The sequence below is a fragment of the Helicobacter canadensis MIT 98-5491 genome (genome assembly GCF_000162575.1).
Taxonomy (GTDB): Bacteria; Campylobacterota; Campylobacteria; order Campylobacterales; family Helicobacteraceae; genus Helicobacter_D; species Helicobacter_D canadensis.
The window spans coordinates 1,021,518-1,047,225 of the sequence record NZ_CM000776.2; the positions used below are offsets into that span (position 1 = coordinate 1,021,518).

General features: G+C 34.2%; 23 protein-coding genes. 20 read left to right on the plus strand and 3 right to left on the minus strand.

What is annotated here, in order from left to right:
- The first annotated feature begins 10 nt into the window (after positions 1–10).
- The 3 genes from fliP to HCAN_RS05115 all read left to right on the plus strand — a co-directional run bounded on the left by fliP (position 11) and on the right by HCAN_RS05115 (position 2,802).
- Complete coding sequence (gene fliP, locus HCAN_RS05105) at positions 11–742, plus strand: flagellar type III secretion system pore protein FliP (protein ID WP_373973611.1); 732 nt, start codon at positions 11–13, stop codon at positions 740–742.
- Positions 742–1,854 carry a tRNA (uridine(54)-C5)-methyltransferase TrmA gene (gene trmA, locus HCAN_RS05110; protein WP_006656873.1) on the plus strand — a complete coding sequence of 371 codons (1,113 nt, stop codon included), beginning with the start codon at positions 742–744 and terminating at the stop codon, positions 1,852–1,854. The genes fliP and trmA overlap by 1 nt, the downstream gene beginning before the upstream one ends.
- A 126-nt stretch (positions 1,855–1,980) precedes the next feature.
- Positions 1,981–2,802 (plus strand): cysteine ABC transporter substrate-binding protein, encoded by an 822-nt coding sequence (locus HCAN_RS05115; RefSeq protein ID WP_006656874.1) that lies wholly within the window; start codon positions 1,981–1,983, stop codon positions 2,800–2,802.
- On the opposite strand, the gene nth is transcribed toward HCAN_RS05115, so the two are convergent.
- Positions 2,803–3,459 carry an endonuclease III gene (gene nth / locus HCAN_RS05120; protein ID WP_006655688.1) on the minus strand — a complete coding sequence of 219 codons (657 nt, stop codon included), beginning with the start codon at positions 3,457–3,459 and terminating at the stop codon, positions 2,803–2,805. It lies immediately after the preceding gene.
- A gap of 11 nt (positions 3,460–3,470) precedes the next feature.
- A complete protein-coding gene (locus HCAN_RS05125) occupies positions 3,471–5,984 on the minus strand; it encodes a YhdP family protein (RefSeq protein ID WP_104761867.1) in 2,514 nt (837 codons plus the stop codon).
- A 1-nt stretch (position 5,985) separates the two neighbouring features.
- Here HCAN_RS05125 and mltG point away from each other — a divergent pair, with 1 nt between their 5' ends.
- From mltG to HCAN_RS05210, 16 genes are all read left to right on the plus strand, one after another.
- Positions 5,986–6,936 carry an endolytic transglycosylase MltG gene (gene mltG / locus HCAN_RS05130; protein WP_006655690.1) on the plus strand — a complete coding sequence of 317 codons (951 nt, stop codon included), beginning with the start codon at positions 5,986–5,988 and terminating at the stop codon, positions 6,934–6,936.
- A gap of 144 nt (positions 6,937–7,080) precedes the next feature.
- Complete coding sequence (locus HCAN_RS05135) at positions 7,081–8,028, plus strand: malate dehydrogenase (RefSeq protein ID WP_006655691.1); 948 nt, start codon at positions 7,081–7,083, stop codon at positions 8,026–8,028.
- A gap of 72 nt (positions 8,029–8,100) precedes the next feature.
- Positions 8,101–8,412: a 4Fe-4S binding protein gene (locus HCAN_RS05140; protein ID WP_006655692.1), complete on the plus strand. Its 312-nt coding sequence runs from the start codon at positions 8,101–8,103 to the stop codon at positions 8,410–8,412.
- Positions 8,413–8,422: 10 nt separating this feature from the next.
- Entirely contained in the window at positions 8,423–9,550 is a 1,128-nt protein-coding gene (locus tag HCAN_RS05145) for a 2-oxoglutarate synthase subunit alpha (RefSeq protein ID WP_006655693.1), read from the plus strand.
- A gap of 1 nt (position 9,551) precedes the next feature.
- Positions 9,552–10,385: a 2-oxoglutarate ferredoxin oxidoreductase subunit beta gene (locus HCAN_RS05150; RefSeq protein WP_006655694.1), complete on the plus strand. Its 834-nt coding sequence runs from the start codon at positions 9,552–9,554 to the stop codon at positions 10,383–10,385.
- On the plus strand, positions 10,382–10,945 hold the full coding sequence (locus tag HCAN_RS05155; protein ID WP_006655695.1) for a 2-oxoacid:acceptor oxidoreductase family protein: 564 nt from the start codon (positions 10,382–10,384) through the stop codon (positions 10,943–10,945). The genes HCAN_RS05150 and HCAN_RS05155 overlap by 4 nt, the downstream gene beginning before the upstream one ends.
- 258 nt (positions 10,946–11,203) lie before the next feature.
- Positions 11,204–12,742: a 4Fe-4S binding protein gene (locus tag HCAN_RS05160; protein WP_006655696.1), complete on the plus strand. Its 1,539-nt coding sequence runs from the start codon at positions 11,204–11,206 to the stop codon at positions 12,740–12,742.
- Positions 12,743–12,751: 9 nt separating this feature from the next.
- Positions 12,752–13,354, plus strand: a complete 603-nt coding sequence (locus tag HCAN_RS05165; RefSeq protein ID WP_006655697.1) for a TorD/DmsD family molecular chaperone — start codon at positions 12,752–12,754, stop codon at positions 13,352–13,354.
- Positions 13,355–13,436: 82 nt separating this feature from the next.
- Positions 13,437–13,631: a twin-arginine translocation signal domain-containing protein gene (locus HCAN_RS05170; RefSeq protein ID WP_005022838.1), complete on the plus strand. Its 195-nt coding sequence runs from the start codon at positions 13,437–13,439 to the stop codon at positions 13,629–13,631.
- A gap of 13 nt (positions 13,632–13,644) precedes the next feature.
- Positions 13,645–16,470 carry a molybdopterin-dependent oxidoreductase gene (locus tag HCAN_RS05180; protein WP_104761862.1) on the plus strand — a complete coding sequence of 942 codons (2,826 nt, stop codon included), beginning with the start codon at positions 13,645–13,647 and terminating at the stop codon, positions 16,468–16,470.
- Positions 16,471–16,479: 9 nt separating this feature from the next.
- Positions 16,480–17,109, plus strand: a complete 630-nt coding sequence (fdh3B, locus tag HCAN_RS05185) for a formate dehydrogenase FDH3 subunit beta (RefSeq protein WP_006655699.1) — start codon at positions 16,480–16,482, stop codon at positions 17,107–17,109.
- A gap of 9 nt (positions 17,110–17,118) precedes the next feature.
- Positions 17,119–18,066 carry a formate dehydrogenase subunit gamma gene (locus HCAN_RS05190; RefSeq protein WP_006655700.1) on the plus strand — a complete coding sequence of 316 codons (948 nt, stop codon included), beginning with the start codon at positions 17,119–17,121 and terminating at the stop codon, positions 18,064–18,066.
- A 1-nt stretch (position 18,067) separates the two neighbouring features.
- Complete coding sequence (gene fdhD / locus HCAN_RS05195; RefSeq protein WP_006655701.1) at positions 18,068–18,850, plus strand: formate dehydrogenase accessory sulfurtransferase FdhD; 783 nt, start codon at positions 18,068–18,070, stop codon at positions 18,848–18,850.
- Positions 18,851–19,067: 217 nt separating this feature from the next.
- On the plus strand, positions 19,068–19,619 hold the full coding sequence (locus HCAN_RS05200) for a hypothetical protein (RefSeq protein ID WP_232049083.1): 552 nt from the start codon (positions 19,068–19,070) through the stop codon (positions 19,617–19,619).
- Entirely contained in the window at positions 19,619–20,458 is an 840-nt protein-coding gene (locus HCAN_RS05205; protein WP_006655703.1) for a CvfB family protein, read from the plus strand. The genes HCAN_RS05200 and HCAN_RS05205 overlap by 1 nt, the downstream gene beginning before the upstream one ends.
- Positions 20,459–20,594: 136 nt before the next feature.
- Complete coding sequence (locus HCAN_RS05210) at positions 20,595–21,704, plus strand: Cj0069 family protein (RefSeq protein WP_006655704.1); 1,110 nt, start codon at positions 20,595–20,597, stop codon at positions 21,702–21,704.
- Positions 21,705–21,778: 74 nt separating this feature from the next.
- Here HCAN_RS05210 and cysK read toward each other — a convergent pair whose 3' ends face one another.
- On the minus strand, positions 21,779–22,696 hold the full coding sequence (cysK, locus tag HCAN_RS05215; protein ID WP_006656876.1) for a cysteine synthase A: 918 nt from the start codon (positions 22,694–22,696) through the stop codon (positions 21,779–21,781).
- A gap of 225 nt (positions 22,697–22,921) precedes the next feature.
- On the opposite strand from cysK, the gene acnB reads away from it, so the two are divergent.
- On the plus strand, positions 22,922–25,471 hold the full coding sequence (gene acnB / locus HCAN_RS05220) for a bifunctional aconitate hydratase 2/2-methylisocitrate dehydratase (RefSeq protein WP_006655707.1): 2,550 nt from the start codon (positions 22,922–22,924) through the stop codon (positions 25,469–25,471).
- The last annotated feature ends 237 nt before the right edge of the window (positions 25,472–25,708 follow it).

The following is a 25,708-nucleotide window of genomic DNA, read 5'->3' on the forward strand; positions in this document are numbered from 1 at the left end:
TTTATTGTGGATGGCTTGTTTTATTGTTGTGGCGTTTTCAGCTCCGCCAGAATTACCGCAAAGTCCAACTATCCCAACAATTGATTTAACGCTTAGTGGTCCTAACGAACCAGCAGATTTGGTTGCTATTTTAAATATTGTTGTTGTTTTAACTTTGCTTGTTTTAGCGCCTTCATTGATTTTAATGGCAACAAGTTTTGCTAGGCTATTGATTGTTTTTTCATTTTTACGCACAGCATTAGGAACACAACAATCTCCCCCCACGCAATTACTTGTTTCTTTTGCTTTGATTTTGACTATGTTTATTATGGAGCCAGTATTTAAAGAGGGATATGAGCAAGGTGTAAAACCTTATGTGGCAAAAGAAATTTCTTATCAAGAAGCTTTTGTGCGAGCTTCTCAACCTTTTAAAGATTTTATGATACGCAATACTCGCCCCAAAGATTTAGCGTTATTTTATCGAATTAGAGGAATGGAGAATCCGCAAACTGCACAAGATGTGCCTTTTACTATTGCATTACCGGCTTTTATTATTAGCGAAATGAAGACGGCTTTTCAAATAGGCTTTTTGCTTTATTTGCCCTTTTTGGTAATAGATATGGTAATTAGTTCGATTCTTATGGCAATGGGTATGATGATGTTGCCTCCCACAATGATTTCATTACCTTTTAAGATTCTAATTTTTATTTTGGTTGATGGGTTTAATTTACTTACAATGAATCTAGTAGAGAGTTTTCGCTAGTGGTCTGTGTATATCTTGGGGTTTGCGGTGGTTGCAGTATTTTAGAAGAATGTAGCTTAGAATCTAAAGTTGATTATGCAAAGCAGCTTTTAGGAATCAATCAATGCGATATTGTCAGTTTAAGGCAAGATTCTTTTAGGGCTCGTTGTGAGCTTGGAATCTTTTTTAAAGATGATAAAATAAATTATGCGATGCGTAAAGGTAAGCAATTTGTTTGCATTGAGAATTGTTGTAATTTATTAGAATCTTTGCAGAAATTTTTGCCTGTTTTGAAAAAGAAATTAAATCAAGAGTTTTTTAAAGATTTTAGACAGAAACTTTTTGCCATAGAAGTGCTTAGCACTCAAAATGATGAAATTTTACTTACACTTATCTACCATAAAAAGCTTAATGAAACTTGGTTAGAAAATGCTAAAGAGTTAAAAAAAGCTTTGCAAGAATTTCGAGTGGAAATTATAGGGCGTAGCAAGGGTGTTAAGTTGATTGTAGAGAAGGATTATGTTGTCGAGAAATTAGAAATTGATGGAAAAAAGTATTATTATCGTTACGATGAAGGGGCTTTTACTCAACCTAATCCAAAAATCAATGAAAAGATGATTGAATGGGTGTTACAAAATATTTCACAGAGCAAGGGGGATTTGCTTGAAATGTATTGTGGTTGTGGTAATTTTACAATTCCACTTTCTCAAAAATTTAGAAAAGTTCTTGCCACAGAAATTTCTAAAGTTTCTATACGGGCAGCAAAATTTGCTTGCCAACGAAATGGGTGTAATAATATTACTTTTGTTCGTTTGAGTGGTCAAGAGTGTATAGAAGCAATAGAAGGGATAAGAAAATTTAATCGTTTAGAGCAGATTAATCTAGAAGAATATGACTTTTCTATGATTTTAGTTGATCCTCCAAGAGGGGGATTGGGAGAAGAAGTGTGTCGATTCTTGCAGAATTTTTCATCGATACTTTATATTTCTTGCAATCCTTTAAGTCTTGCTAAAGACTTAAAGATTCTAAGTCAGACACATAGGATTGTTAAAGCGGCTTTTTTTGATCAATTTCCCCATACTTCTCACTTGGAGACAGGCATTTTATTGCAAAAAGTAGATTCTAATTCATAAATACACAGAATGTGAAGAGTATATATACTTAATTTTAAAATTAAATAAAAATATTAATTATTAATAAAGATTAAAGTATTTTTTAAAGAAAATATCTTTTTCAAAATTCAATTTGTAAGGAAAAAAATGAAAAAAATATTTTTGATTGTAATGCTTGGATTTTTAGGTCTTGGATTAGTTGGTTGCGGAGAAGCACAACAAAATGCAAGTAATAGCCTAGAAGCTATCAAGCAAAAAGGTGTGATTACAATAGGAGTCTTTAGTGATAAACCGCCTTTTGGTTTTATTAATAAAGAAGGTGGAAATGATGGATTTGATGTGCAAGTTTCTAGACAAATAGCAAAAGATTTATTAGGTGATTCTAGTAAAGTGAAATTTGAGCTTGTCGAGGCAGCTAGTCGTGTTGAATTTCTAAAAAGCGGGAAAGTTGATGTCATTATGGCGAATTTCACAAAAACTCCTGAGAGAGAAGCAGTGGTAGATTTTGCTTTACCTTATATGAAAGTGGCGTTAGGTGTGGTTTCTAAAGATGGAGCAATTAAAAGTATTGAAGATTTAAAAGGTAAAAAACTTATCGTCAATAAAGGAACAACTGCGGATTTTTATTTCAGCAAGAATCATCCTGAAATTGAGCTTTTAAAATATGATCAAAATACAGAAACTTTTCTAGCTTTAAAAGATGGCAGAGGAGATGCTTTGGCACATGATAATCTTTTAGTTTTTGCATGGGCAAAAGAAAATCCTGGATTTGAGGTTGGAATCACAAAGCTTGGTAATGAGGATGTGATTGCTCCTGCAGTGAAAAAAGGAGATAAGGAATTGTTAGAATGGCTTAATAAAGAAATTGATACGCTCAATAAAAATGGTTTTATGAAAGAAGCTTATCAAGAGACTTTAGCTCCTATTTATGGAGAAGACAATCTTAATTCTGTTTTATTTGTAGAGTAATTAACATTTGTAAGACATTTTACTTTTGCAAAGATGACTTAAGAAGCAGTTTTGGCACTGCGGATTAAGTGCTTTGCAAATATATCTTCCAAAAAGCACCATGGCTTGGTGCAAAGTAGCAAGATTATCCGCAAAAATTTTCGTTAAATCTTCTTCTGTTTTTAAAGGTGTGTTAGCATTGCTTAATCCTAAGCGATGAGAAACTCTAAAAACATGCGTATCAACAGCGATAAAATTAGCCTCTTTAGATTCAATTAAGACTACATTAGCAGTCTTTTGTCCCACGCCTGGAAGACTTTTGAGTGCTTCTCTATCAAGTGGAATTACCCCATCAAATTTTTCGCAAACTTCTTTTGCCATTGCTTTGAGATTAGTAGCCTTATTGTTAAAAAATGAGCAACTTTTAATTAAGTTTTTAATATCTTCTAAAGGGGCATCTTTTAGATCTTGTGGAGTTGGGTATTGATCAAAAAGTGCTGGAGTAATGAGATTGACACGCTTATCAGTGCATTGTGCTGAAAGCATCACGGCAATGAGCAATTCATAATCATTGCGATAAATTAATTCTGTTTTGGCATTCTTGTAGTGCTCTAAAAAAAGAGCTTTAATGGTTTGAATTTCCTTTTTTGTAGCTTTTTTTATTTTTTTATTTTGCATAGCGATTCCTATTAATTAAAAATTTCAAATGGAGAGGTGATGACGCGTTTTAAAATGTTAAAAGGAGAGAGGAGAATATCTTGAGCAGTTTTGGTTGTGATAGTTGGATTTTTAAGATCGCCCGTAATTGAAAAACCTGTTGATATTTTCCCTTCCTTGCCTAGTAAAATATAATTGACTAGAGGAATTTTATTGATGATTCCGCTAAGGGATTTTGCAGTAATGAGTTGGGCGTAAAAATCAATGTTTTGATTTTTTAATGAAATAATTCCCTTACCTTGAATATCAATGGATGAACCTTTAAAATCTAAATTTTCAATTGCCAAAAAATCTTGATTGTAACCAAAAATAATATTGCCTTCTTCAAGATAATAACCTTGATTATTGAATCCTGGAGTCTTAAAGGTAAGCAAGGAAGGGATTGTATCAATAAAAGCCATAAGATTTTGTAGAATACTTAGTTGATTAATATTGGTATTAAGAATTCCAAGCTTTCCGATTAAAGCACCTTTTGGATTGGTGTTGGCATTAATAGAAAATCTGCCTTGCGTAACAATATTTTTATTGGCTAAAGCATTCACAAAGGTATCACCAAATTCTTTGGCATCAAGAGTGATATAATCTCCTTTTTTATAGATTTGAGCTTGTCCATTTTTGTGTTTAAGTGTGGCTTTGAGTTCATCATTTACAAAAGAGAACGAAAAGGAATCACTAAGAATTGTATGGTTTTTGAATTCTAAGGGGCTATTTTTTCCAATAATTAGAAGTGGCGAATTGACATTAGAATTGGTGTTGGTTTGAATATTATCTAACGCAATGATAAGATTGGTTAATTCAAGTTGGCGTGTTTCGTTGTTTTTGTGGAATTTAAAGGTTGAATCATTGCTGCTTAGAGATATTTCATTGGGTGTATAATGAAAATTTAGCTGCATAGATTCTATGGGTTTGTGATTTTTATCGTGTAGAATCTGCTGGTTACTATAAAGAAGAAAATCTCCTAAAAACTCTTTAAAATCTTTAGTCGTAATTTGAATCTCCCCATTTGAAATTTGATAATCTTGAAGAATTTTGGAGAAGGGAAGCAAAGAAGAGAGATTTTTAATCTTGAATGATGAATTTTCTTGCAAGTTTCCTTCAAGATTGATGGTGGGGAAATCAAAAGAGATTTGTGAAACATTGCTAAAATTTACTTCAAAAGGAAGCAATTGATTTTGAATTGTAAGAATTTCAGGAGAATTATGATCCAATATAAGAGAATGTGCAAGTAGATCTCCATTGATAGTTTTATTATTTGTATCAAGAATAAAATTGAAGTCTGCAAGTAAAAGATCTTTGTAGGATGTATTTTGTGTGGAAATCTCAATAAGATGATTTTCCATATTGACAAGTAAATTTTTAGAATCAAACTCTAATGCATTGAAAAGTATTTGAGCATCTTGAGCTTTAAAGATGCCTTTATTATAAACAATAGTATCATTTTTGAGATTGAATTTTAGGGCTAAATTTGCATCAATTTGTGTTTTTGGGGCTTTTATGGGGAGCGAGATGTGGTAAGATTTTAAGAGATTAGAAATAGTGTCATCCAAAGTAGATCTAGTCTGGATAAAAATTTCTAGTGTAGGAATTTGAAAAATGTTAGTGATAGCGACTTGACTACCTTGTAAATTTATGTGTTCATAAGTTGGTTGATTGGGATGAAATTCTAGTGTGTTGTTTTGAAAAATGAGTTTGACATTGGGAGAGAGAATGGGGGATAATCCTTTTTGAAAGGTTACTTTAGCGTCTCGAATCTCTCCTACAACATAAAGGGAATCTAAGGAATCCTTGATGAGATTTTTGGAATCCAATGGAAGTGTGAGAGAAAATTCTTTGATTTGTGCCGAAGTAATTTGGTAGTTGTTAAAAATCCATTCTTTAAGGAGTTGATTTTTAAAAGGTGGTAATAATGGTAGTAAGAAATTAATATTTTTAAAAGTATCGCTAGAGCCATTAATAATGACTTTTTTAAAATCTCCTTTAAGGTTTAAATCAAGGCTTGCAAGAATTTTATAAGATTGTCGGTTTAAAAAATTTAGCTTCCCATTAGAATTGAAAGTTTGTTTGATGAGATTATATTGACTGCTACCGCGGTAGTAAATCCCATATTCTTTTAAATAAATATCCTCAAAATCTATTGTGATTTGAGAAGCTTTTTGGGCCATATTTAATTTGGCATAGATTTGCGGAAGATTAACAAGAAAATGTTTGCCATCATAGGATAAATTGGCTTGGTAATTATTGAAGATAATATTTCTAATTTCAATTTTTTGAAAATATTGTAAAAGTAAATGAATGTTTTTGACATATTGAATTTGTTGTTTAATGTCATTTGAAGTAGATTTTGAAGTTTGAAGGTGTGATAGATTTAAAGTTTGTATTTCTAAAATGAGTTTTTTATCTAATCTTAGATAAAATTCTTCAATTTCAACCCCAGCAATCTTTAATTGTTGGATTTTGATTCCGTTATAAAGAAAGGTATAGAGCAAAATGAATGCTCCTAATATAAAAGTTAAGAAGAAGGTAATTTTTAGTAATCTAGTTGATGCTTTTTTCATTGTAGTGATAGTCTTATGTTTTTATTTGCAACTCCCTATTAATTCAAGCAGAATCGTTTATATTCCGCAGGGTGGGACAAATGAAATTATAGCATATTTAGATCAAAATAATTTCGATGTTAATCCATTTGATGGATATATGCTACATTTTTTTGGTTATTTACAAAGTGGTTGGCTTGACATTGGCAAGACAAAACTCTCAAAAGGAGATTTTTTGTATGGTTTAATGAATTCAAAGGCAGCATTAGAAGATATTACTTTGATTCCAGGTGAAACTTTATATTTTTTTATTGAGGGGATTGCAAAACAACTTAATCTTGATCCTAAAAAATTAGAATTATTTTACAAGCAATATGCTCCTTATGAAGAGGGAGTAATTTTGGCTAATACCTATAAAATCCCCAAAGGTATTAGCGAAAAACATTTAATGTATTATTTGGTTAATACTTCACTTAAAGAGCATAAAAAATGGGCAATAAAGTTTTTAGGCGAGTATGATCAAAAGCAATGGTTTAGGTATGTAACCATTGCTTCTATTATCCAAAAAGAATCGGCTAATGTAGAAGAAATGCCCTTGGTTGCAGCAGTGATTCATAATCGATTGAAGTTAAAAATGCGTTTGCAAATGGATGGTGCATTGAATTATGGTAGATTTTCTCATACCAAAGTTACCCCTGAAATGATACGAAATGATACAACTTCTTATAATACCTATCGCTATAATGGAATACCAAATGCTCCAGTTGGAAGTGTTAGCTTTAAGGCGATACAAGCGGCAATTTTTCCTGCTAATGTCGATTATTTGTATTTTGTGAGAAATAAAAATGGAACGCACTCTTTCTCAAAAACTTACAAGGAACATTTAAATAATTTCTCACAATAGTAAAATTGAAAGGAAAAATTTTTAAAATAAGATTTCTTTAAGAGAAAATAATCAAAAATACAGAATAAAAAGTTAAATAAATTTTTGCTTTTTAGTTTTGTATGATTGAGCGATGTTAGAAGAATATTATCGCAAGGAAAAAGAATGGAAAGAGTAAAAAGAGTAGGAATTATCGGAGCTGGAAATGTAGGTTCAACTTTGGCTTATATTTTATCAGCTACAACGCCCTATCAAATTGTTTTGCGTGATAAAGATAAAGATAGGGCAAGAGGTATGTTGTTAGATATGTTTCAAGCTTCTTGCGTAGGAGAAAAATTTGCAAAATTAGATGTGATTGCTTCTCCTAAGGATTTGGGTGGTTGTGATGTGATTGTTGTGGCTGCAGGTTCTCCTAGATTACCGGGAATGAGTAGAAATGATTTATTATTTGCCAATGCAAAAGTCATTGGTGAGATTGCAAAAGATATTAAAGAAAATTCACCTGAAGCTATTGTAATATTAGTAACAAATCCACTTGATGCTATGGTTTATACTATGTTGAGAGAAACGGGATTTAATCCAAGGCAGATTCTAGGAATGGCAGGAATCTTAGATAGTGCAAGAATGGCTAGTTTTATTTATGAAAAATTACAATGTGCTCCAGGGCAGATTGTAGCACCTGTGATGGGTGGTCATGGTGATGATATGGTGCCATTGCCTCGTTTTTGTATGGTAAATGGAGTTCCTTTAAATGAGCTTTTAGAAGAAAGTCAAATTGAGGAAGTAGTTCAACGCACAAGAAATGCTGGAGCAGAGATTGTATCTTGTCTTAAAAAGGGATCAGCTTATTTTGCACCTGCTAGAGCAACGGCAGAAATGGTTTGTGCTATTATGAGCGATAGTCATAAGATTTTACCTTGCTCTGTTTTGTTGCAAGGTGAATATGGATATCACGATGTGGTTGGAGGAGTTCCAGTGGAACTTGGAATTCATGGAATTGAAAGGGTAGTAGAGTTAAAATTATTACCAGAAGAAAAACAACAATTTGATAAATCAATTCAATCTGTCCAAGGTTTGATTGATGCACTCAAAACAGATTATTTTAATTCCTAACAAGGAGGCAATAATACGATATAATAAATTTTGTAAATGCCAATTTTTAATAAAATTTTTAAGGAGTTAAGTATGGGATTATTAAAAGCACCCGAAAATACACCAGTTTGGGTTAATGAGAGTCGCTGTAAAGCTTGTGATTTATGTGTAAGTGTTTGCCCTAGTGGCACACTTGCTATGCGTTTGGATGAACATAAAGTTTTAGGTAAAATGGTAGAAGTTATTAGCCCAGAAAATTGTATTGGTTGTTGTGAATGTGAGTTGCATTGTCCTGATTTCGCGATTGCAGTTGCTGATAGAAAAGAATTTAAATTTGCAAAATTAACAGATGAATCAAGACAAAGAGCTGAAGCAATTAAAGCAAATGGCTTTATGGCATTATAAGGAGAATAAAGTGAGTAGAGAATTTATTTCAAATGGAAATGAATTGGTTGCCCATGCAGCAATTGATGCAGGTTGTAGGTTTTTTGGTGGTTATCCTATTACGCCTTCAAGTGAAATAGCACATGAAATGAGTGTTTTTTTACCAAGAGAAAATGGGGCATTTATTCAAATGGAAGATGAAATTGGGGGAATCTCTGTAGCGCTTGGAGCATCTATGAGCGGCACAAAAGCAATGACTGCAACTTCTGGACCAGGTATTTCATTGAAATCAGAGCAAATTGGATATGGTTTTATGGCAGAAATTCCTTTGGTTGTTGTTGATGTTATGCGTGGAGGTCCCTCTACTGGATTGCCTACACGCGTTGCACAAGGAGATGTTGCACAAGCGGCTCATCCTACTCATGGCGATTTTCAATCTATTGCCCTTTGCCCAGGTAGCTTAGAAGAAGCTTATACAGAAACAATTCGAGCTTTCAATTTGGCAGAAAAATTTATGACCCCGGTATTTTTATTATTAGATGAAACTTTGGGTCATATGCATGGTAAAGCGATTGTTCCTGATTTAGCTGAAGTGCAAAAAACTATTATAAATCGTAGAGTTTTTAATGGCGATAAGAATGATTATAAGCCTTATAATGTTTCACAAGATGAACCAGCTATTTTGAATCCATTTTTTCAAGGATATCGATATCATATTACTGGACTTCATCATGGTCCAACAGGATTCCCAACAGAAGATGCAACACTTTCTCAAAATCTCATTGATAGGCTGTTTAATAAAATTCTAAGCAAAAGAGATGAAATTGTAACTTATGAAGAATATTGCTTGGAAGATGCTGAGATTTTATTGATTGCATATGGTTCAACTGCAAGAAGTGCAAAAGAAGCTATTGATAGACTAAGAAAAGAAGGTGTTAAAGTTGGATTATTCCGTCCTATTACCTTATGGCCTTCACCTAGAAAAGAATTAGAAAAGTTAGGTAAGCGATTTGATAAGATTTTGGTTGCAGAGCTTAATAAAGGGCAGTATGTTGTTGAAGTTGAGCATTCAATGAAAAAAGAAGTGCAACTTTTAGCCAAAGCAAATGGGCGACCGCTTTCACCAATTGAAATTGCAAATAAAATAAAGGAGTTGTAATATGGCATTTAATTATGATGAATATTTGCGTGTAGATAAAATGCCGACACTATGGTGTTGGGGATGTGGAGATGGTGTAATTTTAAAAGCGATTGTTAGAGCCATTGATAAATTGGGTTGGAATATGGATGATGTGTGCTTAGTTAGTGGGATTGGCTGTAGTGGGCGTATTTCTTCCTATGTGAATTGCAACACAGTTCATACTACTCATGGTAGAACCCTTGCATATGCTACTGGTATTAAACTTGCAAATCCGACTAAAAAAGTAATTGTAGTTGGTGGCGATGGTGATGGTTTGGCAATTGGTGGGAATCATACTATTCATGCTTGTAGAAGAAATATTGATATCAATTATGTTCTAATTAATAATTTTATTTATGGATTGACTAATTCGCAAACTTCACCTACTACTCCAAAAGGGATGTGGACAGTTACTGCACAATATGGAAACATTGATCCGAATTTTGATGCATGTAGCTTAGCAAGTGCAGCTGGTGCAAGTTTTGTGGCTAGAGAATCAGTATTGGATCCTAAGAAAATTGAAAAAGTTCTAGTAGAAGGATTTCAACATGAGGGGTTTAGCTTTTTTGATATTTTTAGTAATTGTCATGTTAATCTTGGTAGAAAAAATAAAATGGGTGAAGCGGTTGATACGCTTAAATGGATTGAGAGCATGATTGTTTCTAAGAAAAAATATGACGAATTGAGTGAGGAAGAAAGATCTGGAAAATTTGCGACTGGAATTTTACTACACGATACAAATAAAGTAGAATATTGCAAAGCTTACAAACAAGTGCAGGAAAAAGCTCAAGCCAAAAAAGGAGGTGCTAAATGAGAAAGCAACTTCGTTTTACAGGTGTAGGTGGGCAAGGTGTATTGCTTGCAGGAGAGATTCTAGCAGAAGCACAAATTCGCAATGGTGGTTATGGGGTTAAGGCAGCAACTTATACTTCTCAAGTGCGTGGGGGACCAACAAAAGTAGATATTTTGTTAGATAATGAGGAGATTTTGTATCCTTATGCTAATGATGGAGAAGTGGAGTTTATGCTCTCAACAGCTCAAATAAGCTATGATCAATTTAAAGGTGGCTTGAAGGAGGGGGCAACTATTGTGATAGAGCCAAATCTTGTAACTCCAAGCGATGAAGATAAGAAAAAGTATAAGATTTATCCTATTCCTATTATTACAATTGCTAAAGAGGAAGTTGGGAATGTTGTTACACAATCTGTAGTAGCATTAGCAATCACTATTACATTGACAAAATGCGTAGATAGGGATTTGGTTTATGAGACAATGATTAGCAAAGTTCCAGCAAAAGTGGTGGAACTTAATAAAAAAGCTTTCGAATTAGGTGAAAAATATGCTAAAGAAGCTGTAGAAAAGGGCTCTTTGTAATTCTTTCTCTAATGTTTCCCCTGTTAAAACAGGGGGAAAATAATTATATTTCTACATATTTCTACTCTAAAATATCGTATTTCTAGGCTACAAAAGTAAGAAAATAGTTTCATAAAGTTAATATATAATTAAATATATAAGTAAAATGTTAAAAAAATATTGACTTTAGCGATTATATCGGTGTAAAATTAATCAATTAGAGTAGGGTAAAACTTTACTTTTTGTGCTTTTAAAAAATAAAATTTTAGGATTTTTGTAATGCATATTGAAAGATTACCTTTTGGAAATTTGCTTTTGGATAAAGCAGATATTAATTATGAACAAAAAATGGAGATTCTCAATCAAGCACAAGAAATTTTAGAAGATTTCAGATTGGATTCTAGCAAAAATTTAGACATTAGTAATCAACTTGCTATTTTTTATGATGGAGAAGATGGGATTCCAGCATCGGTTTTAGGCTTTGAAAAACAAGCAAGTCAAGAGTTTGAAGTTTCTTTATTTGAGATTAGTAGCATCAATAGAGTTAATGGGTATTTAGGAAATTTTCAAGCCGAATTGGAAAATGGAGAGATATGCCGCTTTTCTCAAGCAGTTATGTTTGTCTATGATGAGAATCTTTTGCGTTTCAATGGCTTTTTTAGTGTTGCTGATTTTGACAATCCCCATTCGTTAATGAATGCTTTAAAACAGAATCTAGGAGAATATTCTTATAAGGAAATCATTAGCTATAAAGATGATTTTTGTCAGTATCATCACAGACGAGAAAAGCATTGCACGAAATGCGTTGATGCGTGTCCTACTTTTGGCGTGGGGGCTAATGATAACTTAATGGAGCTTGTGTTTTCTCCGGTGGATTGTATTGCTTGTGGGGCTTGTGTGGGGGTATGCCCTACAAGTTCTTTAGAATATGAAGAATTACCTAAAGAAGGCTTAGAAGAGATTGTAGAATTATATCAAGGGCATAAAGTTTTTTTATGCAATATGGCACATTACGAAGAATTAGCTAATCAAGGAATCTTATTAGATTTTAATCTTACTCCGCTTATTTTACCTACTTTGAAAATTTTAAATGAAAACGATTTGTTAATGTTGCTCCAGACTACTCAAAATGAAGTGATAGTCTTTGGAGAAAGCAGTGAAGCAATCCGCTTTGTTAATAATATTACACAACAAATTTATCAAAGAGAATGTATTGTTGTGATTGATTCTCCAGAAAAAATTCATACCTACGCTAAAGAATTACAAACATTTGAAACATATTTATACAAAAATCGTTATTCAAGATCGCATCGTGAATCGTTTGCTCAAAGAATCCAATATATGATAAAAGACCATAATTTTGGGATTGCCAAGAGTGTTGCACCAGTATTTTATGGGGATTTGAAAATAGATGCTGATAAATGCACTTTGTGTTTATCTTGCGTTGGAGCTTGTAATGTAAATGCTATTTTTGCTAAGAGTGATGATTTTTCTTTACGATTTAATCCATCGCTTTGCACTACTTGTGGGTATTGCGTAGATTCTTGTCCTGAGAAAATTATGGAAGTAAGTCGTGAGGGAATGAGATTAGAATCTAGTTATTTTAAAAGTAGGGAACTCGCTAAAGATACACCATTTTTATGCGTAGAATGTGGGAAGCCTTTTTCTACAAAGAAATCCATTGAAAAAATCAAAACAATGCTTAGTGCTTCTTTTAGCTCTGATCCTAAGAAATTGCGAACCATTGAATGTTGTGCAGATTGCAAAGTGAAAGTTATGTTTCAAGATCAAGTAGCACAACATTTTGCTGAAAAATAGGGGTGAGAAATGCTAGATAGATTATCCAAAGAAGAACAAATAAGTGTAAAAAATGCAAGAATCTTATATTATGACTTTTTTTATGGGTTTTTTGTATTTGAAGCACTTGGAGAGAGAGCTGAAGTTGCCAAAAAGCAGCTTGATATTCTTAAGCAATCTCCTTTGAATGAAGCTATAGAAGCAGATTTTTTGCTTCTAGAAAATGAGATTAATCAAAATGAAATGGAAAATATCAAAGAAGAATTTTCTAGACTTTTTGCTTTGCCTTTTGGAGGAAAGCAAGTTGGAATGCATTTATCACATTATTATGAAAGTTGTGTGGGTGGAGATAGTCTATTGAAAATGAGAGGAATTGTTAAAAAAAGTGATATTCGTGTGAATTCCAAAGATTTTAAAGAAACAGAAGAGCATTTAGGTTTTTTATTTGGTTTTATGAGATATCTTATAGAAAAAGATGATGAAGCTTTAGCAAAAGAAGTGTTTTTATATGCTAATCAAGCATTTTTTCAGTTAGTTAAAGAAATTAATGAAAGGGAAGATTCAAAATATTATTTAGCATTGGCTAGAATATTGGAGAGTTTTTTAAAATTTGAACAAGAAATTTACACATAAAAAGGTGGTAATCTCACAAAGACTTTTTATTTTAAAAAGGTCTTTTTGGGATTATCCCAAATCTCAAATTTAAGGAGCTTAAATGGAGAAAAGTAGGCGCGAATTCCTAAAAAACGCTACTAAAACTTCAATAGCTGTCGCTGGTGTGAGTGTTGCATTGGCGGGTTGTAGCAAAAAGGGAAGCAGTGAGAATCTAGTTCGTGGGAAGTCTCCCAAGACAGAGATTCTTTATCAAAAAACAAAACAATGGGATATGTATTATTCTGTTGCAAAATAAAGGAGGTTAAGCTATGAGTGAGGCATTAAAAAGACGCCAAACAAGGCGTGCATTTTTAAAAATGACGGCACTTGGAAGTTTGGCTGGGGCTAGTGTAGCCTTAGGTGCTGATAGTCAAAAAACTATGCGTCCTGCAACTACTCAAGAGTTACAGGAAAAATACCCAAACTCTCAAAAAATTAAAACAATCTGCACCCATTGTTCGGTAGGTTGTGGAATCGTTGCTGAAGTGGTTGATGGCGTGTGGGTTCGTCAAGAAGTTGCACAAGATCACCCTGTTTCTCAAGGTGGGCATTGCTGTAAAGGTGCTGATTTGATTGATAGAGCAAGAAGTGAAACAAGATTGCGTTATCCACTTGAGAAAAAAGATGGAAAATGGGCACGATTAAAATATGATGAAGCAATGGATAAAATTGCAGCACAACTTAAGCAGATTCGCGAGGAAAGCGGACCTGATGCAGTTATGTTTTTAGGTAGTGCAAAGTGTTCAAATGAGCAAAGCTATTATATTAGAAAATTTGCAGCTTTTTTTGGGACAAATAATATAGATCATTGCGCAAGAGTTTGACACTCCCCTACAGTTGCCGGTGTGGCAAATACATTTGGGTATGGTGGAATGACAAACCATCTTGGCGATATGATGTTCTCAAAATACATTTTAATTATTGGTGCAAATCCAGCTGTTAATCACCCTGTATCAATGGTGCATATTTTAAGAGCTAAAGAAAAAGGTGCTAAGCTTGTTTGTATTGATCCTAGATTCACAAAAACCGCGGCGAAATGTGATGAATTTCATCGAATACGAAGTGGGACAGATATAGCCTTTGCATATGGATTACTCAATCATATTATTGCCAACAATCTTTATGATGAGAAATTCTTAAAAGAACGCGTTTATGGGTATGAAGAAATCATCAAAGAAGCACAAAAATTTTCTCCAGAGGTAGCAGCAGATATTTGTGGAATACCTGCAGATGAAATTAGACACATTGCCGAAGAAATGGCGGCAGCTAAACCTGCAAGTTTGATTTGGAATCAAGGTCTTACACAACACACAGTAGGAACTTCCAATACAAGAATTATGCCTATTTTACAAATGTTTTTAGGCAATATTGGTAAAAATGGTGGGGGTGTGAATATCCTTAGAGGACATGATAATGTGCAAGGTGCATCAGATATGAATAATCTTTCTGATTCTTTGCCAGGCTATTATGGTTTAGGTGAGCCTGCTTGGAGACATTTCTGCAAACATTGGGGTGTTGATTATGAGTGGATGCTAGGGCGCTTTAAAAATAAAGAAATGATGGGTGCAACTGGTTTTGCGCATTCAACTTGGAAATTTGGCGTTTTAGATGAAGAAAATATGGCAAACAATGGTGGCACAAAGCTTAGAGCATTGGTTGTAATTGGTTCTGGTATGACAACGGTTTCTTTGCTTGATCTTCAAAAGAAAGCAATGGATCAGCTTGATTTGGTTGTTTTTGTTGATCCTTATGTGAATGATTTGGCTATTTATAGTGATAGAACCGATAATTTATTTATGCTACCTGCAGCATCTCAAATGGAAACAGCAGGTTCTGTAGCAGCAACAAATAGAAGTTATCAATGGCGAAGCAAGGTTATGGAACCACTTTTTGAATGTCGCCCTGATGAAGAGTTCTTGTTTGGTTTAGCCGATCGACTAGGATTCTTAAAAGAATATCAATGGAGATTGTATGACATTGCAAAATCTAAAGGAAGAGATCAATTTATTTGGCCTGATGATGCAACAACAGAATTAACTCAAAGCATTAGAAGTATTGGTTTACAAGGAATGAGCCCAGAGCGATTAAAAGCACACCAAGAAAATTGGCATATGTTTGACAAAGTAACTCTAGAAGGAACTGGTCCATTTAAAGGTGATTATTATGGATTGCCATGGCCTTGTTGGAGCGATAAGCACCCTGGAACTCCTGTAATGTATAATGATAGTATTCCAGTTATGCGTGGAGGTATGGGATTCCGCGTAAATTGGGGAGTTACAAGTCCAGATGGACAAAGTATGCTAACTGAGAGAACTTTGCCAAATGCTAAACATCAAGGTGGGCATGCACCTGTAAGTGCTGCAAATGCTGAATCTTTAGGTATTAAACTGACTGAAGAAGAAAAGCAAGCGGTGGCAGGGACGACTTTTGCTATGGGAATTGGAAATAATATTCTAGTAGAAAAGGCGCTTGAAGCAGGACTTTGCCCTTATGGTAATGGTAAAGCAAGAGCAAAAGTATGGAATTGGTATGATCAAATTCCATTGCATAGAGAACCATTGCATTCTGTGCGTGGAGATTTAGTGAGCAAATATCCAAGTTTCCCTGATAAGAAAAATCATTTTAGGGCTAATATACAATATATTTCTCGCCAAACAGAAAAAGATTGGGTAAAAGAATATCCAGTTAATATGCTTAGTGGGCGACTTGTGGCACATATGGGAACAGGTGCAGAAACAAGAAGTGCGAAATATTTAGCTGAAGTTGAAGGTGAAATGTTTGTAGAGATTCATCCAGATAAAGCTGCAGAGATGAATATTAGAAATGGCGATAAGCTTTGGATTTATGGAACCAATGGTGCTAGAATCTTAGTGCCTGCAAAAATCTCTACGAGAGTAGATTATAATAGCATTTGGTTGCCTCAAAACTTCTCTGGGTTAGATCAAGGTGAATCAAGACTTGAAAACTATCCAGAAGGAACAAAGCCTTATGTTATTGGTGAATCGGCTAATATGATTTCAAGTTATGGATTTGATTATAATTCTGCTTGTCCAGAGACAAAATGTGGTCTATGTCGAATTGAAAAAGCACAATAAGGAGTGAAAATGAGTAATACTAATCAAGAAATACTTGCAAATTTCTCAAGAATCAAGTTTTATTGTGATACTAATCGATGCATAGAATGTCATGGGTGTGATGTGGCTTGTAAAGAGGCGCATCATTTGCCTGTTGGTGTTAATCGCCGCAGAGTTGTTGTGCTTAATGAAGGACAAGTAGGCAAAGAAAGTGCCGTGTCAGTAGCTTGTATGCATTGTGCTGATGCGCCTTGTGCACAAGTTTGCCCAGTGGATTGTTTTTATATTCGTGCAGATGGAATCGTTTTGCACGATAAAAAGACATGTATCGGCTGTGGTTATTGTTTGTATGCTTGTCCTTTTGGTGCTCCACAATTCCCTAAAAATGGAGTATTTGAAAGTCGTGGAGCAATGGATAAATGCACTTTCTGTGCAGGTGGTCCAGAAGAAACTAATAGTGAAGAAGAATACAGACTTTATGGACAAAATAGAATCGCTGAAGGTAAAGTGCCAATGTGTGCGAGTATGTGTTCTACTAAAGCACTCTTAGCGGGAAGTAGTGAAGAAGTGTCTAACATTATTACGCATCGCGCAACCGTGAGAGGCGAAAATATGCCAAATGCTGTGCCAAATGTGTGGAAAACCGCTTATGGAAATTAGGAGGATTCTATGAAAACTTATAAAAATTTCTTTAGAATCTTTGTAATTTTAATGGGATTTGCCTTAACTTTATGGGCGGCAGATCCAAGTGTTCCACAAGAGGGAGGCAAACAATATGCAGAAGTGGTTGAGGGTAATAACGCTTTAATGCATAATCCAATGAATACAAAACTTTATGGTGGTCCTGAAGTAGAAGCGATTAAAGCTTGGGGAGTGAATTCTCCCAATGCTGTAGGTTGGGGTGAGATTTTCACTCTTTTGCAAGGGCATTATTTTGCAACTATCTTTGCAATTATTATTGTGTTAGTTCCGTTGGCTTTTTTAACGCATTTTATTGTTGTAGGGCAGAAAAAATTTTCGCATGGTCGAAAAATTAAAGTTTTCTCGCGTTATAATATTATCGTGCATTGGTGTGCAGCAATCCCTTTTGTGCTTTTATGTCTAACTGGGTTAATTATGGTTTTTGGTGATAAACTTGGTGGAGGTAGCTTTGTTAGATTTGCTAGAGATGTGCATGGGATTGTAACAATTTTATTTGCAATTTTTGGTGTTTTAATGTTTTTAATGTGGATAAAACCTGCACTTTTTAAGCTTTATGATATTAAATGGTTAATGATTATGGGAGGCTATTTAAGCAAAGAAAAGCATCCTATTCCTGCTGGTAAATTCAATGCTGGACAAAAAATGTGGTTTTGGGTTTGCACGGTTGGCGGGTTTATGATGATTATTTCTGGTGCTTTTATGTTCTTTCAATTTAGCGATATTGAAACGCTAAGAGTTATGGCTTTGGTGCATAATGTCATAGGATTTTTTATTATAGCGCTTTTGATTACTCATATTTATATGGCTGTTTTTGCGATTGAAGGTGCATTGAGCTCTATTATTGATGGAAATATGGGCGAAGAAGAAATAGCTATTTTGCATAGCTATTATTATCAAGAAATCAATAAAGCCTAAGATGGATCAGTTTTATCAAAATTTACAGATAGAACAAATTTCTCCTAGTGGATTTCTTTCCACTAGAGAAGATTCTGTTATCAAAGAAGAGCGTATTGCTTTTTATCTTAATGATCAAAAATTACTCTCTGTAATGAGTATCCCTTATGAACAAGATTATCATTTTGTTGGTTTTTTAATGAGTGAAGGTGTGATTAGTGATCTTTCATGTATTGATTCTATTAAGATTGCAGAAGATGGAAAATCTGTATCGTTAAAAGCAAAAATAGAAGAAAAAATGCTTAAAAATCTTTTTAGAGAAAAAACTTTAACTTCGGGCTGTTGTGTTGGTGTTGCGGGTAATTTAGAAGGCAATATTGTTACAAAATTTATTGAAAGCCCCTATAAGATAACAACCAAAAAGATTTTTGAGCATTTAAAATTTTTTGAGACTAATACAGAGCTTTTCTCTAAAACAGGTTGTGTGCATAAGGCGATGTTGGTTTTGAATGATAAAATATTTATTTCAGAGGATATTGGTCGGCATAATGCGATTGATAAGGTGATGGGTAAAGCAAGAATGTTAGGTTTTAACACACAAGATTCTATATTATTTGTAAGTGGGCGGTTGTCTTTGGAGATGGTTGTTAAAGCAGTTATGCATAATATTCCTATTGTAGTTTCTAAAGCCGCAGCTACTTTTATGGGAATCAAAGCAGCTCAAGAAACAGGAGTAACGCTCATTGGTTTTGCTAGGGGAGAAAAGGCAAATGTTTATACGCATAGTGGAAGAATTATTGGATAAAGAATTGTAAAGGTAATCAAATTTAATGATTTGATTTTTGCTTAATTAGAATATTTAGTTGTAATAACATAAAAATCAAATAATAGAGTTATTTTTATAGATATTTTTTAATAATTTAAAAAATTTTTAACAAATGGTAGTAATTTTAGAATTGTCAAGATATTCTTGGCATTTTTTAGGCAAGATTTTATGTGAAATTTTGCAAAAGGTATTTGATATGGAAAGAGTATTTGGGCGTAAAGAATGGATAAAGAATTTAAAAAGCCAGATTATGGATTTGCAGAGTGCAGGAAAAAGTGATAAAGAAATCAAAAAACAGATTCGAGGGGAATTTACTAGGTATTCTACAACGCTAGAAAAAATAATACAAATAATTTTTATAGTTTTGTTGATTGGTTTTGTTTTACTTGGAATCCATATTGGTTATACAATTTTGTTGTGGGAAGCAAATCTCTATGCTTATAATGATTCTTTGTGGTCTCCTTATGTTTCAATGCTGATTTTTGGCGTAGTGTGTGTGCTTTTGTTTATGATTTTTAGTTTTTGGTTTGGGCTTTTTATGGATTGGCTAGTGTATCATAAAATCCTAAATGATTCTTTGAATGAAAATTTTTATCTTAAGTTACTTAGAGCCTTGCTTGTTTTGGCTTGTTTGGGTTTTATTATTTTTATGGTTATGGTATTTGTCGTAGGGTGGCAAATTTCTGAATTTTATGGAATGCCTTTGGGGAGAAGTTTATTTGAAACTTTTATGGAGATTGTTGATTAATGGAAATTGGTGTTGTTAGTAAGTTAAGGCTTGGTAGATTTGTAGAATTTGGAGCCTACTTACAAAATAAAGGAGAAGAGGTTTTATTGCCCAATAAATATTTACCAAAAGATTCTAAGATAGGCGATATGATTGAAGTTTTTTTATATCACGATTCAGAGGGTAGAGTGATTGCTACAACTTTGAAGCCTAAAGCACAAAGAGGAGAAATTGTAGTCTTAGAGATAGTGGATAGGAATCATTTGGGTTGTTTTTTGGATTTGGGAATTGCTAAGGATTTGTTTATGCCTACTCAAAATCCACAAAAATTTAGCATAAATTCGCAAGTGCTAGTGTTTATCACCACAGATAAGCAAGGGCGTTTGATTGCTAAAGTAAATATCAAACCCTATTTAAAGAGCTTAAAAAATATCAATAAGCAAGAGTTAGGTATTTTCTCTAAAGTGGAAATTATCCCCTTTAGAGAAAGTAATTTGGGATATGAATGTGTCATAAATGGAGAATATCTTGGGCTTTTGTATCGAAGTGAAATTTTTGAAAAAATTAAGTTTTTTAAGAAAAGAGAAGGATTTATCAAAAAAATCTATCCTAATGGAAAATGCGATTTATCTTTAAAACCACCTTTAGCTAAGAAAGATTCTATAAGTGAAGCACAAGAAGTGCTAGAGAGGTTAAAGGAGAGTGGAGGGCATTTGAAAATGCATTATGATAGTGATCCAAAAGAGATTACAAAGATTTTTAAGATGAGTAAAAAATCATTTAAGAGAGCTTTAACTTCTCTCATAGAACAAGATAAAATTATATTTAAAGCTAAAGAGGGGATTTGGTTAAAAGTTTAAATATATTGAAATGGAAATTGGATAAGTTGGCTAAATAATCCCATAAAAAATAATTAAAATAAAATTTCTATCCATTTGAGAGAAATTTTAGAGTTTTTTTGTTATCCTTTATTATAAATTAAAATAAGGAGAGGGTATGAAAAAGAACATTGTGTTTTTTGAAGCAAGAGGTGGAAGCGATAAAGGACCTGATGGCTATAGAAAAGATACTATGCCTATGGTTAATGCACTCAAAGCCAAGGGTTGGAATGCGGAAGTTATTTTTTTTACTGATGATATTTTGCGAGACCAAACAGAGCGCAACAAAATCTATGAGCATGTCAAAAATACTGCTGATGGCTATGTCTCACGCGTCAATCCAGGGAATCTCAAGGAAGAAAAATTATATTTTGATGTGTTGCGTAAGCTTTGTGATGATAGGCTTGTAGGTATGCCTCATCCTGATGCAATGATAGGCTATGGAGCCAAAGATGCACTCACAAAACTTGCAGATACACAACTTGTGCCTAGCGATACCTATGCGTATTATGATCCAGCAGAAGCCAAACGCATTGGGGTAACGTGGAGTGATATACATGATTTCAAAAAAACATTTCCAAAAACTCTAGCTAAGGGTGAGCGTGTCTTAAAGCAAAATCGTGGATCTACAGGCGAGGGAATTTGGCGTGTGCGTTTAGAATCTCCAAATGATTATGGCAAGGTTGATTCGCTACCGCTTGATACAAAAATAATCTGCACAGAAGCCAAAGATAACCACACAGAAGAGCGAAAATTGGGAGAATTTATGGATTTTTGTGAGCATTATTTGGTAGGCGATAATGGTATGCTTGTGGATATGACATTTTTACCGCGTATCAAAGAAGGGGAGATTAGAATCCTTATGCTATACAAAACCCCTGTATATGTCGTACATAAAAAACCAGCTGAAGGTGGCGATGCCTTTTCTGCAACACTCTTTAGTGGAGCAAAATATCGCTATGATGAACCCAAAGATTGGCAAACGCTTATTGATTGGTTTTTAGCCCAACTTCCAGAGATTCGATCCAAGCTAGGAAATTATGATTTACCACTCATTTGGACAGCGGATTTTATTCTTGATACAGATTCACAAGGCAAGTATAAATATGTCTTGGGTGAAATTAATTGCTCATGCGTAGGCTTTACTTCTCCAGCAGAATTTATGGAAAAAATCGCTCTTATGGTGGGTGATACTATCGTTGATATTGTAAGTAAGCAAAAAGCTTAGATTCTAGAAATTTTGGCATTATTAGGAGAATGGGGTTAGATTCTAAGATAGATTGCTCTATCTTAGAATCTGCATTATACTTCAAATAAATCCGTGCTAAGGTATCTTTCACCTGTATCGCATAAAATCGTTACGATATTGGCATTAGGATATTTTTTAGCAATTTCTTTTGCGCCCCATAGATTTGCACCACTTGAAATCCCTACCAACACACCTTCATTTTTTGCAATTTTTCTTGCTTCTTGTGCCGCCCATTCTGCATCAACTTGCAAAACCTCATCAATCAAACTTGTATCCAAAGTTTCAGGAATAAACCCTGCTCCAATACCTTGAATCTTGTGAGGTCCGGGGGCGCCACCGCTAATAACAGGCGAATTTATTGGCTCAACGGCAATAATCTTTACATTGGGATTTTTTTGCTTTAAGACAGATCCTACACCGCTTAAAGTCCCACCTGTCCCAACTGCACTCACAAATACATCAATCTTGCCATCCATTGCCTCCAAAATCTCTAGCGCGGTAGTTTTGCGATGCACTTCAGGATTTGCTTGATTTTGGAATTGCTGCAATACAAGAGAATTTGGAATCTCTTTTTGCAATTCCAAAGCGCGAGACACAGCACCTTTCATACCTTGTGGTGCTGGAGTAAGCTCTAATTTTGCACCAAATGCACTAAGCAACTTGCGTCGCTCAATACTCATAGATTCTGGCATTGTAAGAATAAGCTTAATACCCTTAGCTGCACACACAGAGGCTAAACCTATACCTGTGTTCCCGCTTGTTGGCTCGATTAGAATTGTGTCTTCATCGATCTTACCCTCGCGTATCGCACTTTCAATCATATTAAGTGCAATCCGATCTTTAACCGATCCACTTGGGTTAAAAAACTCACACTTACCATAAATATTAGCCCCACTTTCTTTGGAAAGTGATTTGATAAACAAAAGAGGGGTATTGCCTATAGCTTCACTAATGGAATGAATGGCTTTCATTGAAAACTCCTTAAAATATAATAAAATAAAAAAATTAATTTTATGGTGTGATTTATACAAAAAAAATTTTTTTTTGTCAATATAGTTTTATGTTTTTAAAGTTTAGTTGTTTCAAAAGCTAACATTAGAAATAAAAAAAGAAAAGTTTAATTTTTTTTTATCTATTTTTTTAAGAAATTTTTTTGTATGATTTTGGAGTATTATATAGTTTTTAAGGAGCAATCAATGAGTTTTTTTATAGAGTATCAAGAGCAAGTCAAACAAAGAGCAGAGCAAAATATCCCACCACTTCCCCTAACCAAGGAGCAGGTTATTCAAGTTGTTGAATTATTAAAAAAGGGAGAAAGGCAAGATGAATTAATTGATTTATTATCCAATCGTGTTTCACCAGGTGTTGATGAAGCGGCTAAGGTTAAAGCGGAATTTTTAAATCAGATTGTGCAAGGTGAAATTACTATTAATGGAATTTCAAAAGTCTTAGCTGTAAAATTGCTTGGAACTATGCTTGGGGGTTATAATATTGCTCCTTTAGTGGCAGCCTTAGATTCTAAAGATACAGAAGTGGCAAAAGCAGCATCAGAAGCCTTAAAGCATACTTTGCTTGTTTATGATTCTTTTAATGAAATTGCCACACTAAGCAAAAGCAATGCTTACGCTAAAGAAGTGTTAGAATCTTGGGCTAATGCAGAATGGTTTCTCTCCAAAGAGCCTTTAGCAGAAAAAATCACGGCTGTTGTTTTTAAGGTTGATGGTGAAACAAATACTGATGATCTAAGTCCTGCAAGTGATGCTTTTACGCGAAGTGATATTCCTTTGCATGCACAAGCCATGCTAAAAAGTCGCACTCAAAATGCCTTTGGTAGAATCGAAGAACTTAAGAAAAAAGGATACCCACTTGTTTATGTAGGTGATGTTGTGGGGACAGGAAGCTCTAGAAAATCAGCTTGTAACTCGCTAGTATGGCATATGGGGCGAGAAATTCCTTACATTCCAAATAAAAAGGCAGGTGGTTTAGTAATTGGTAGTGTAATTGCACCAATTTTCTTTAACACTTGTGAAGATAGCGGTTGTTTGCCTATTGTAGCACCTGTAAGTGAGCTTAATGAAGGTGATGTTATTGAAATTTATCCTTTTAAAGGAGAAATTTGTAAAAATGGTGCAGTAGTTTCAAAATTTGATTTAAGACCTAATACACTTGCTGATGAGATTCGTGCTGGAGGTAGAATCAATCTTATTATTGGTAGGGGATTAACCGCTAAGGCAAGAGAATTTTTAGGAATGCCAAAAGAAGAAATCTTTGCAAAACCTCAAACTCCAAAAGGAAGCGGACAAGGATTTACGCTTGCACAAAAAATGGTAGGGAAAGCCTGTGGAGTTGAAGGTGTTTTGCCGGGGACTTATTGTGAGCCTCGAGTAAGCACTGTTGGTAGCCAAGATACTACAGGTGCGATGACGCGAGATGAGATTAAGGAACTTGCTTCTTTGGGATTTAGTGCGGATTTTGTATTGCAGAGTTTTTGTCATACTGCAGCTTATCCTAAACCTGCTGATGTTAAGCTTCACGCAACTTTACCACAATTTATGAGTAGCCGTGGTGGGGTAGCTTTAAGACCAGGTGATGGTGTTATTCATTCTTGGCTTAATCGTATGGTATTACCAGATAGTGTTGGGACAGGTGGGGATTCACATACGCGTTTTCCTATTGGAATTAGTTTTCCTGCGGGAAGTGGACTTGTAGCGTTTGCAGCTGTAACAGGTTCTATGCCACTTGATATGCCAGAATCAGTGCTTGTGCGATTTAGCGGCAAAATGCAACCTGGAATCACACTAAGAGATTTGGTAAATGCGATTCCTTATTATGCAATTAAACAAGGATTATTAACTGTAGAGAAAAAAGGAAAGAAAAATATTTTTAGCGGTAAGATCTTGGAGATTGAGGGCTTACCAGATTTGAAAGTTGAACAAGCTTTTGAACTAAGTGATGCAAGTGCAGAAAGAAGTGCAGCAGCTTGCACAGTTGCTTTAAACAAAGAGCCTATTATTGAATATTTAAAATCCAATATTGCATTGATTAATGCTATGATTAAAGCCGGTTATCAAGATAGCACAACTCTAGAAAGAAGGGCGAAAAAAATGCAAGATTGGATTGATAATCCTGTGCTTTTGAAAGCTGATTCTAATGCACAATATGCTGCTGTTATTGAAATTGATCTTAATGAGATTACAGAGCCAATTTTGGCGTGTCCTAATGATCCTGATGATGTAGCAACATTAAGTGAGATTTTGAATAATCCAAATCGCCCACATAATATTGATGAAGTTTTTGTTGGAAGCTGTATGACAAATATCGGACATTATCGTGCTTTAGGGGAAGTCTTAAAGGGTGAGGGAATGGTTCCTACAACACTTTGGATCGCACCGCCAACAAAAATGGATGCAAGAGAGCTTACTGAAGAGGGGTATTATTCAATCTTTGGGGCTGCTGGAGCAAGAATCGAGCTTCCTGGTTGTAGCTTATGTATGGGGAATCAAGCGCGTGTAAGGGATAATGCTGTGGTATTTTCAACTTCTACAAGAAACTTTGATAACCGAATGGGAAAAGATGCTAAAGTTTATTTAGGAAGTGCAGAGTTAGCGGCACTTTGTGCATTACTTGGCAGAATCCCAACAAAACAAGAATATTTGGATTTGATTCCCAAAAAGATTCAAGGAAAAGAAAATCAAATTTATCGTTATTTGAATTTTAATCTTTTAGAAAATTGGGAATTAGATTGATAAATTTTAGACAAGATTGCATCAAATTGCTATCTTGTCTTTAAAATCATTTTAGAAAAAATAATCTACCATTCTCAATCAAAATTTATTCTTATTTAAATGTTACAATTATTCTCAAATATTTTTAAATTTTTTATTTTTTTCTTTTTAAGAATTATTATTTTTCTAAAATGATTTTATTGTTTCATTGGGGTTAGTCCATAAAATTTAAAGGATAATTTTTATTTTTTATTAATT

Coding starts and splice junctions, on each gene's coding strand:
- HCAN_RS05155 (WP_006655695.1), top strand. CDS start 10,382: ATGAGAAAGCAACTTCGTTTTACAGGTGTAGGTGGGCAAGGTGTATTG.
- HCAN_RS05165 (WP_006655697.1), top strand. CDS start 12,752: ATGCTAGATAGATTATCCAAAGAAGAACAAATAAGTGTAAAAAATGCA.
- fdh3B (WP_006655699.1), top strand. CDS start 16,480: ATGAGTAATACTAATCAAGAAATACTTGCAAATTTCTCAAGAATCAAG.
- HCAN_RS05115 (WP_006656874.1), top strand. CDS start 1,981: ATGAAAAAAATATTTTTGATTGTAATGCTTGGATTTTTAGGTCTTGGA.
- HCAN_RS05205 (WP_006655703.1), top strand. CDS start 19,619: ATGGAAATTGGTGTTGTTAGTAAGTTAAGGCTTGGTAGATTTGTAGAA.
- cysK (WP_006656876.1), bottom strand. CDS start 22,696: ATGAAAGCCATTCATTCCATTAGTGAAGCTATAGGCAATACCCCTCTT.
- HCAN_RS05210 (WP_006655704.1), top strand. CDS start 20,595: ATGAAAAAGAACATTGTGTTTTTTGAAGCAAGAGGTGGAAGCGATAAA.
- HCAN_RS05135 (WP_006655691.1), top strand. CDS start 7,081: ATGGAAAGAGTAAAAAGAGTAGGAATTATCGGAGCTGGAAATGTAGGT.
- nth (WP_006655688.1), bottom strand. CDS start 3,459: ATGCAAAATAAAAAAATAAAAAAAGCTACAAAAAAGGAAATTCAAACC.
- HCAN_RS05190 (WP_006655700.1), top strand. CDS start 17,119: ATGAAAACTTATAAAAATTTCTTTAGAATCTTTGTAATTTTAATGGGA.
- mltG (WP_006655690.1), top strand. CDS start 5,986: ATGAATGCTCCTAATATAAAAGTTAAGAAGAAGGTAATTTTTAGTAAT.
- HCAN_RS05140 (WP_006655692.1), top strand. CDS start 8,101: ATGGGATTATTAAAAGCACCCGAAAATACACCAGTTTGGGTTAATGAG.
- fdhD (WP_006655701.1), top strand. CDS start 18,068: ATGGATCAGTTTTATCAAAATTTACAGATAGAACAAATTTCTCCTAGT.
- acnB (WP_006655707.1), top strand. CDS start 22,922: ATGAGTTTTTTTATAGAGTATCAAGAGCAAGTCAAACAAAGAGCAGAG.
- HCAN_RS05150 (WP_006655694.1), top strand. CDS start 9,552: ATGGCATTTAATTATGATGAATATTTGCGTGTAGATAAAATGCCGACA.
- HCAN_RS05160 (WP_006655696.1), top strand. CDS start 11,204: ATGCATATTGAAAGATTACCTTTTGGAAATTTGCTTTTGGATAAAGCA.
- HCAN_RS05200 (WP_232049083.1), top strand. CDS start 19,068: ATGGAAAGAGTATTTGGGCGTAAAGAATGGATAAAGAATTTAAAAAGC.
- HCAN_RS05170 (WP_005022838.1), top strand. CDS start 13,437: ATGGAGAAAAGTAGGCGCGAATTCCTAAAAAACGCTACTAAAACTTCA.
- fliP (WP_373973611.1), top strand. CDS start 11: ATGGCTTGTTTTATTGTTGTGGCGTTTTCAGCTCCGCCAGAATTACCG.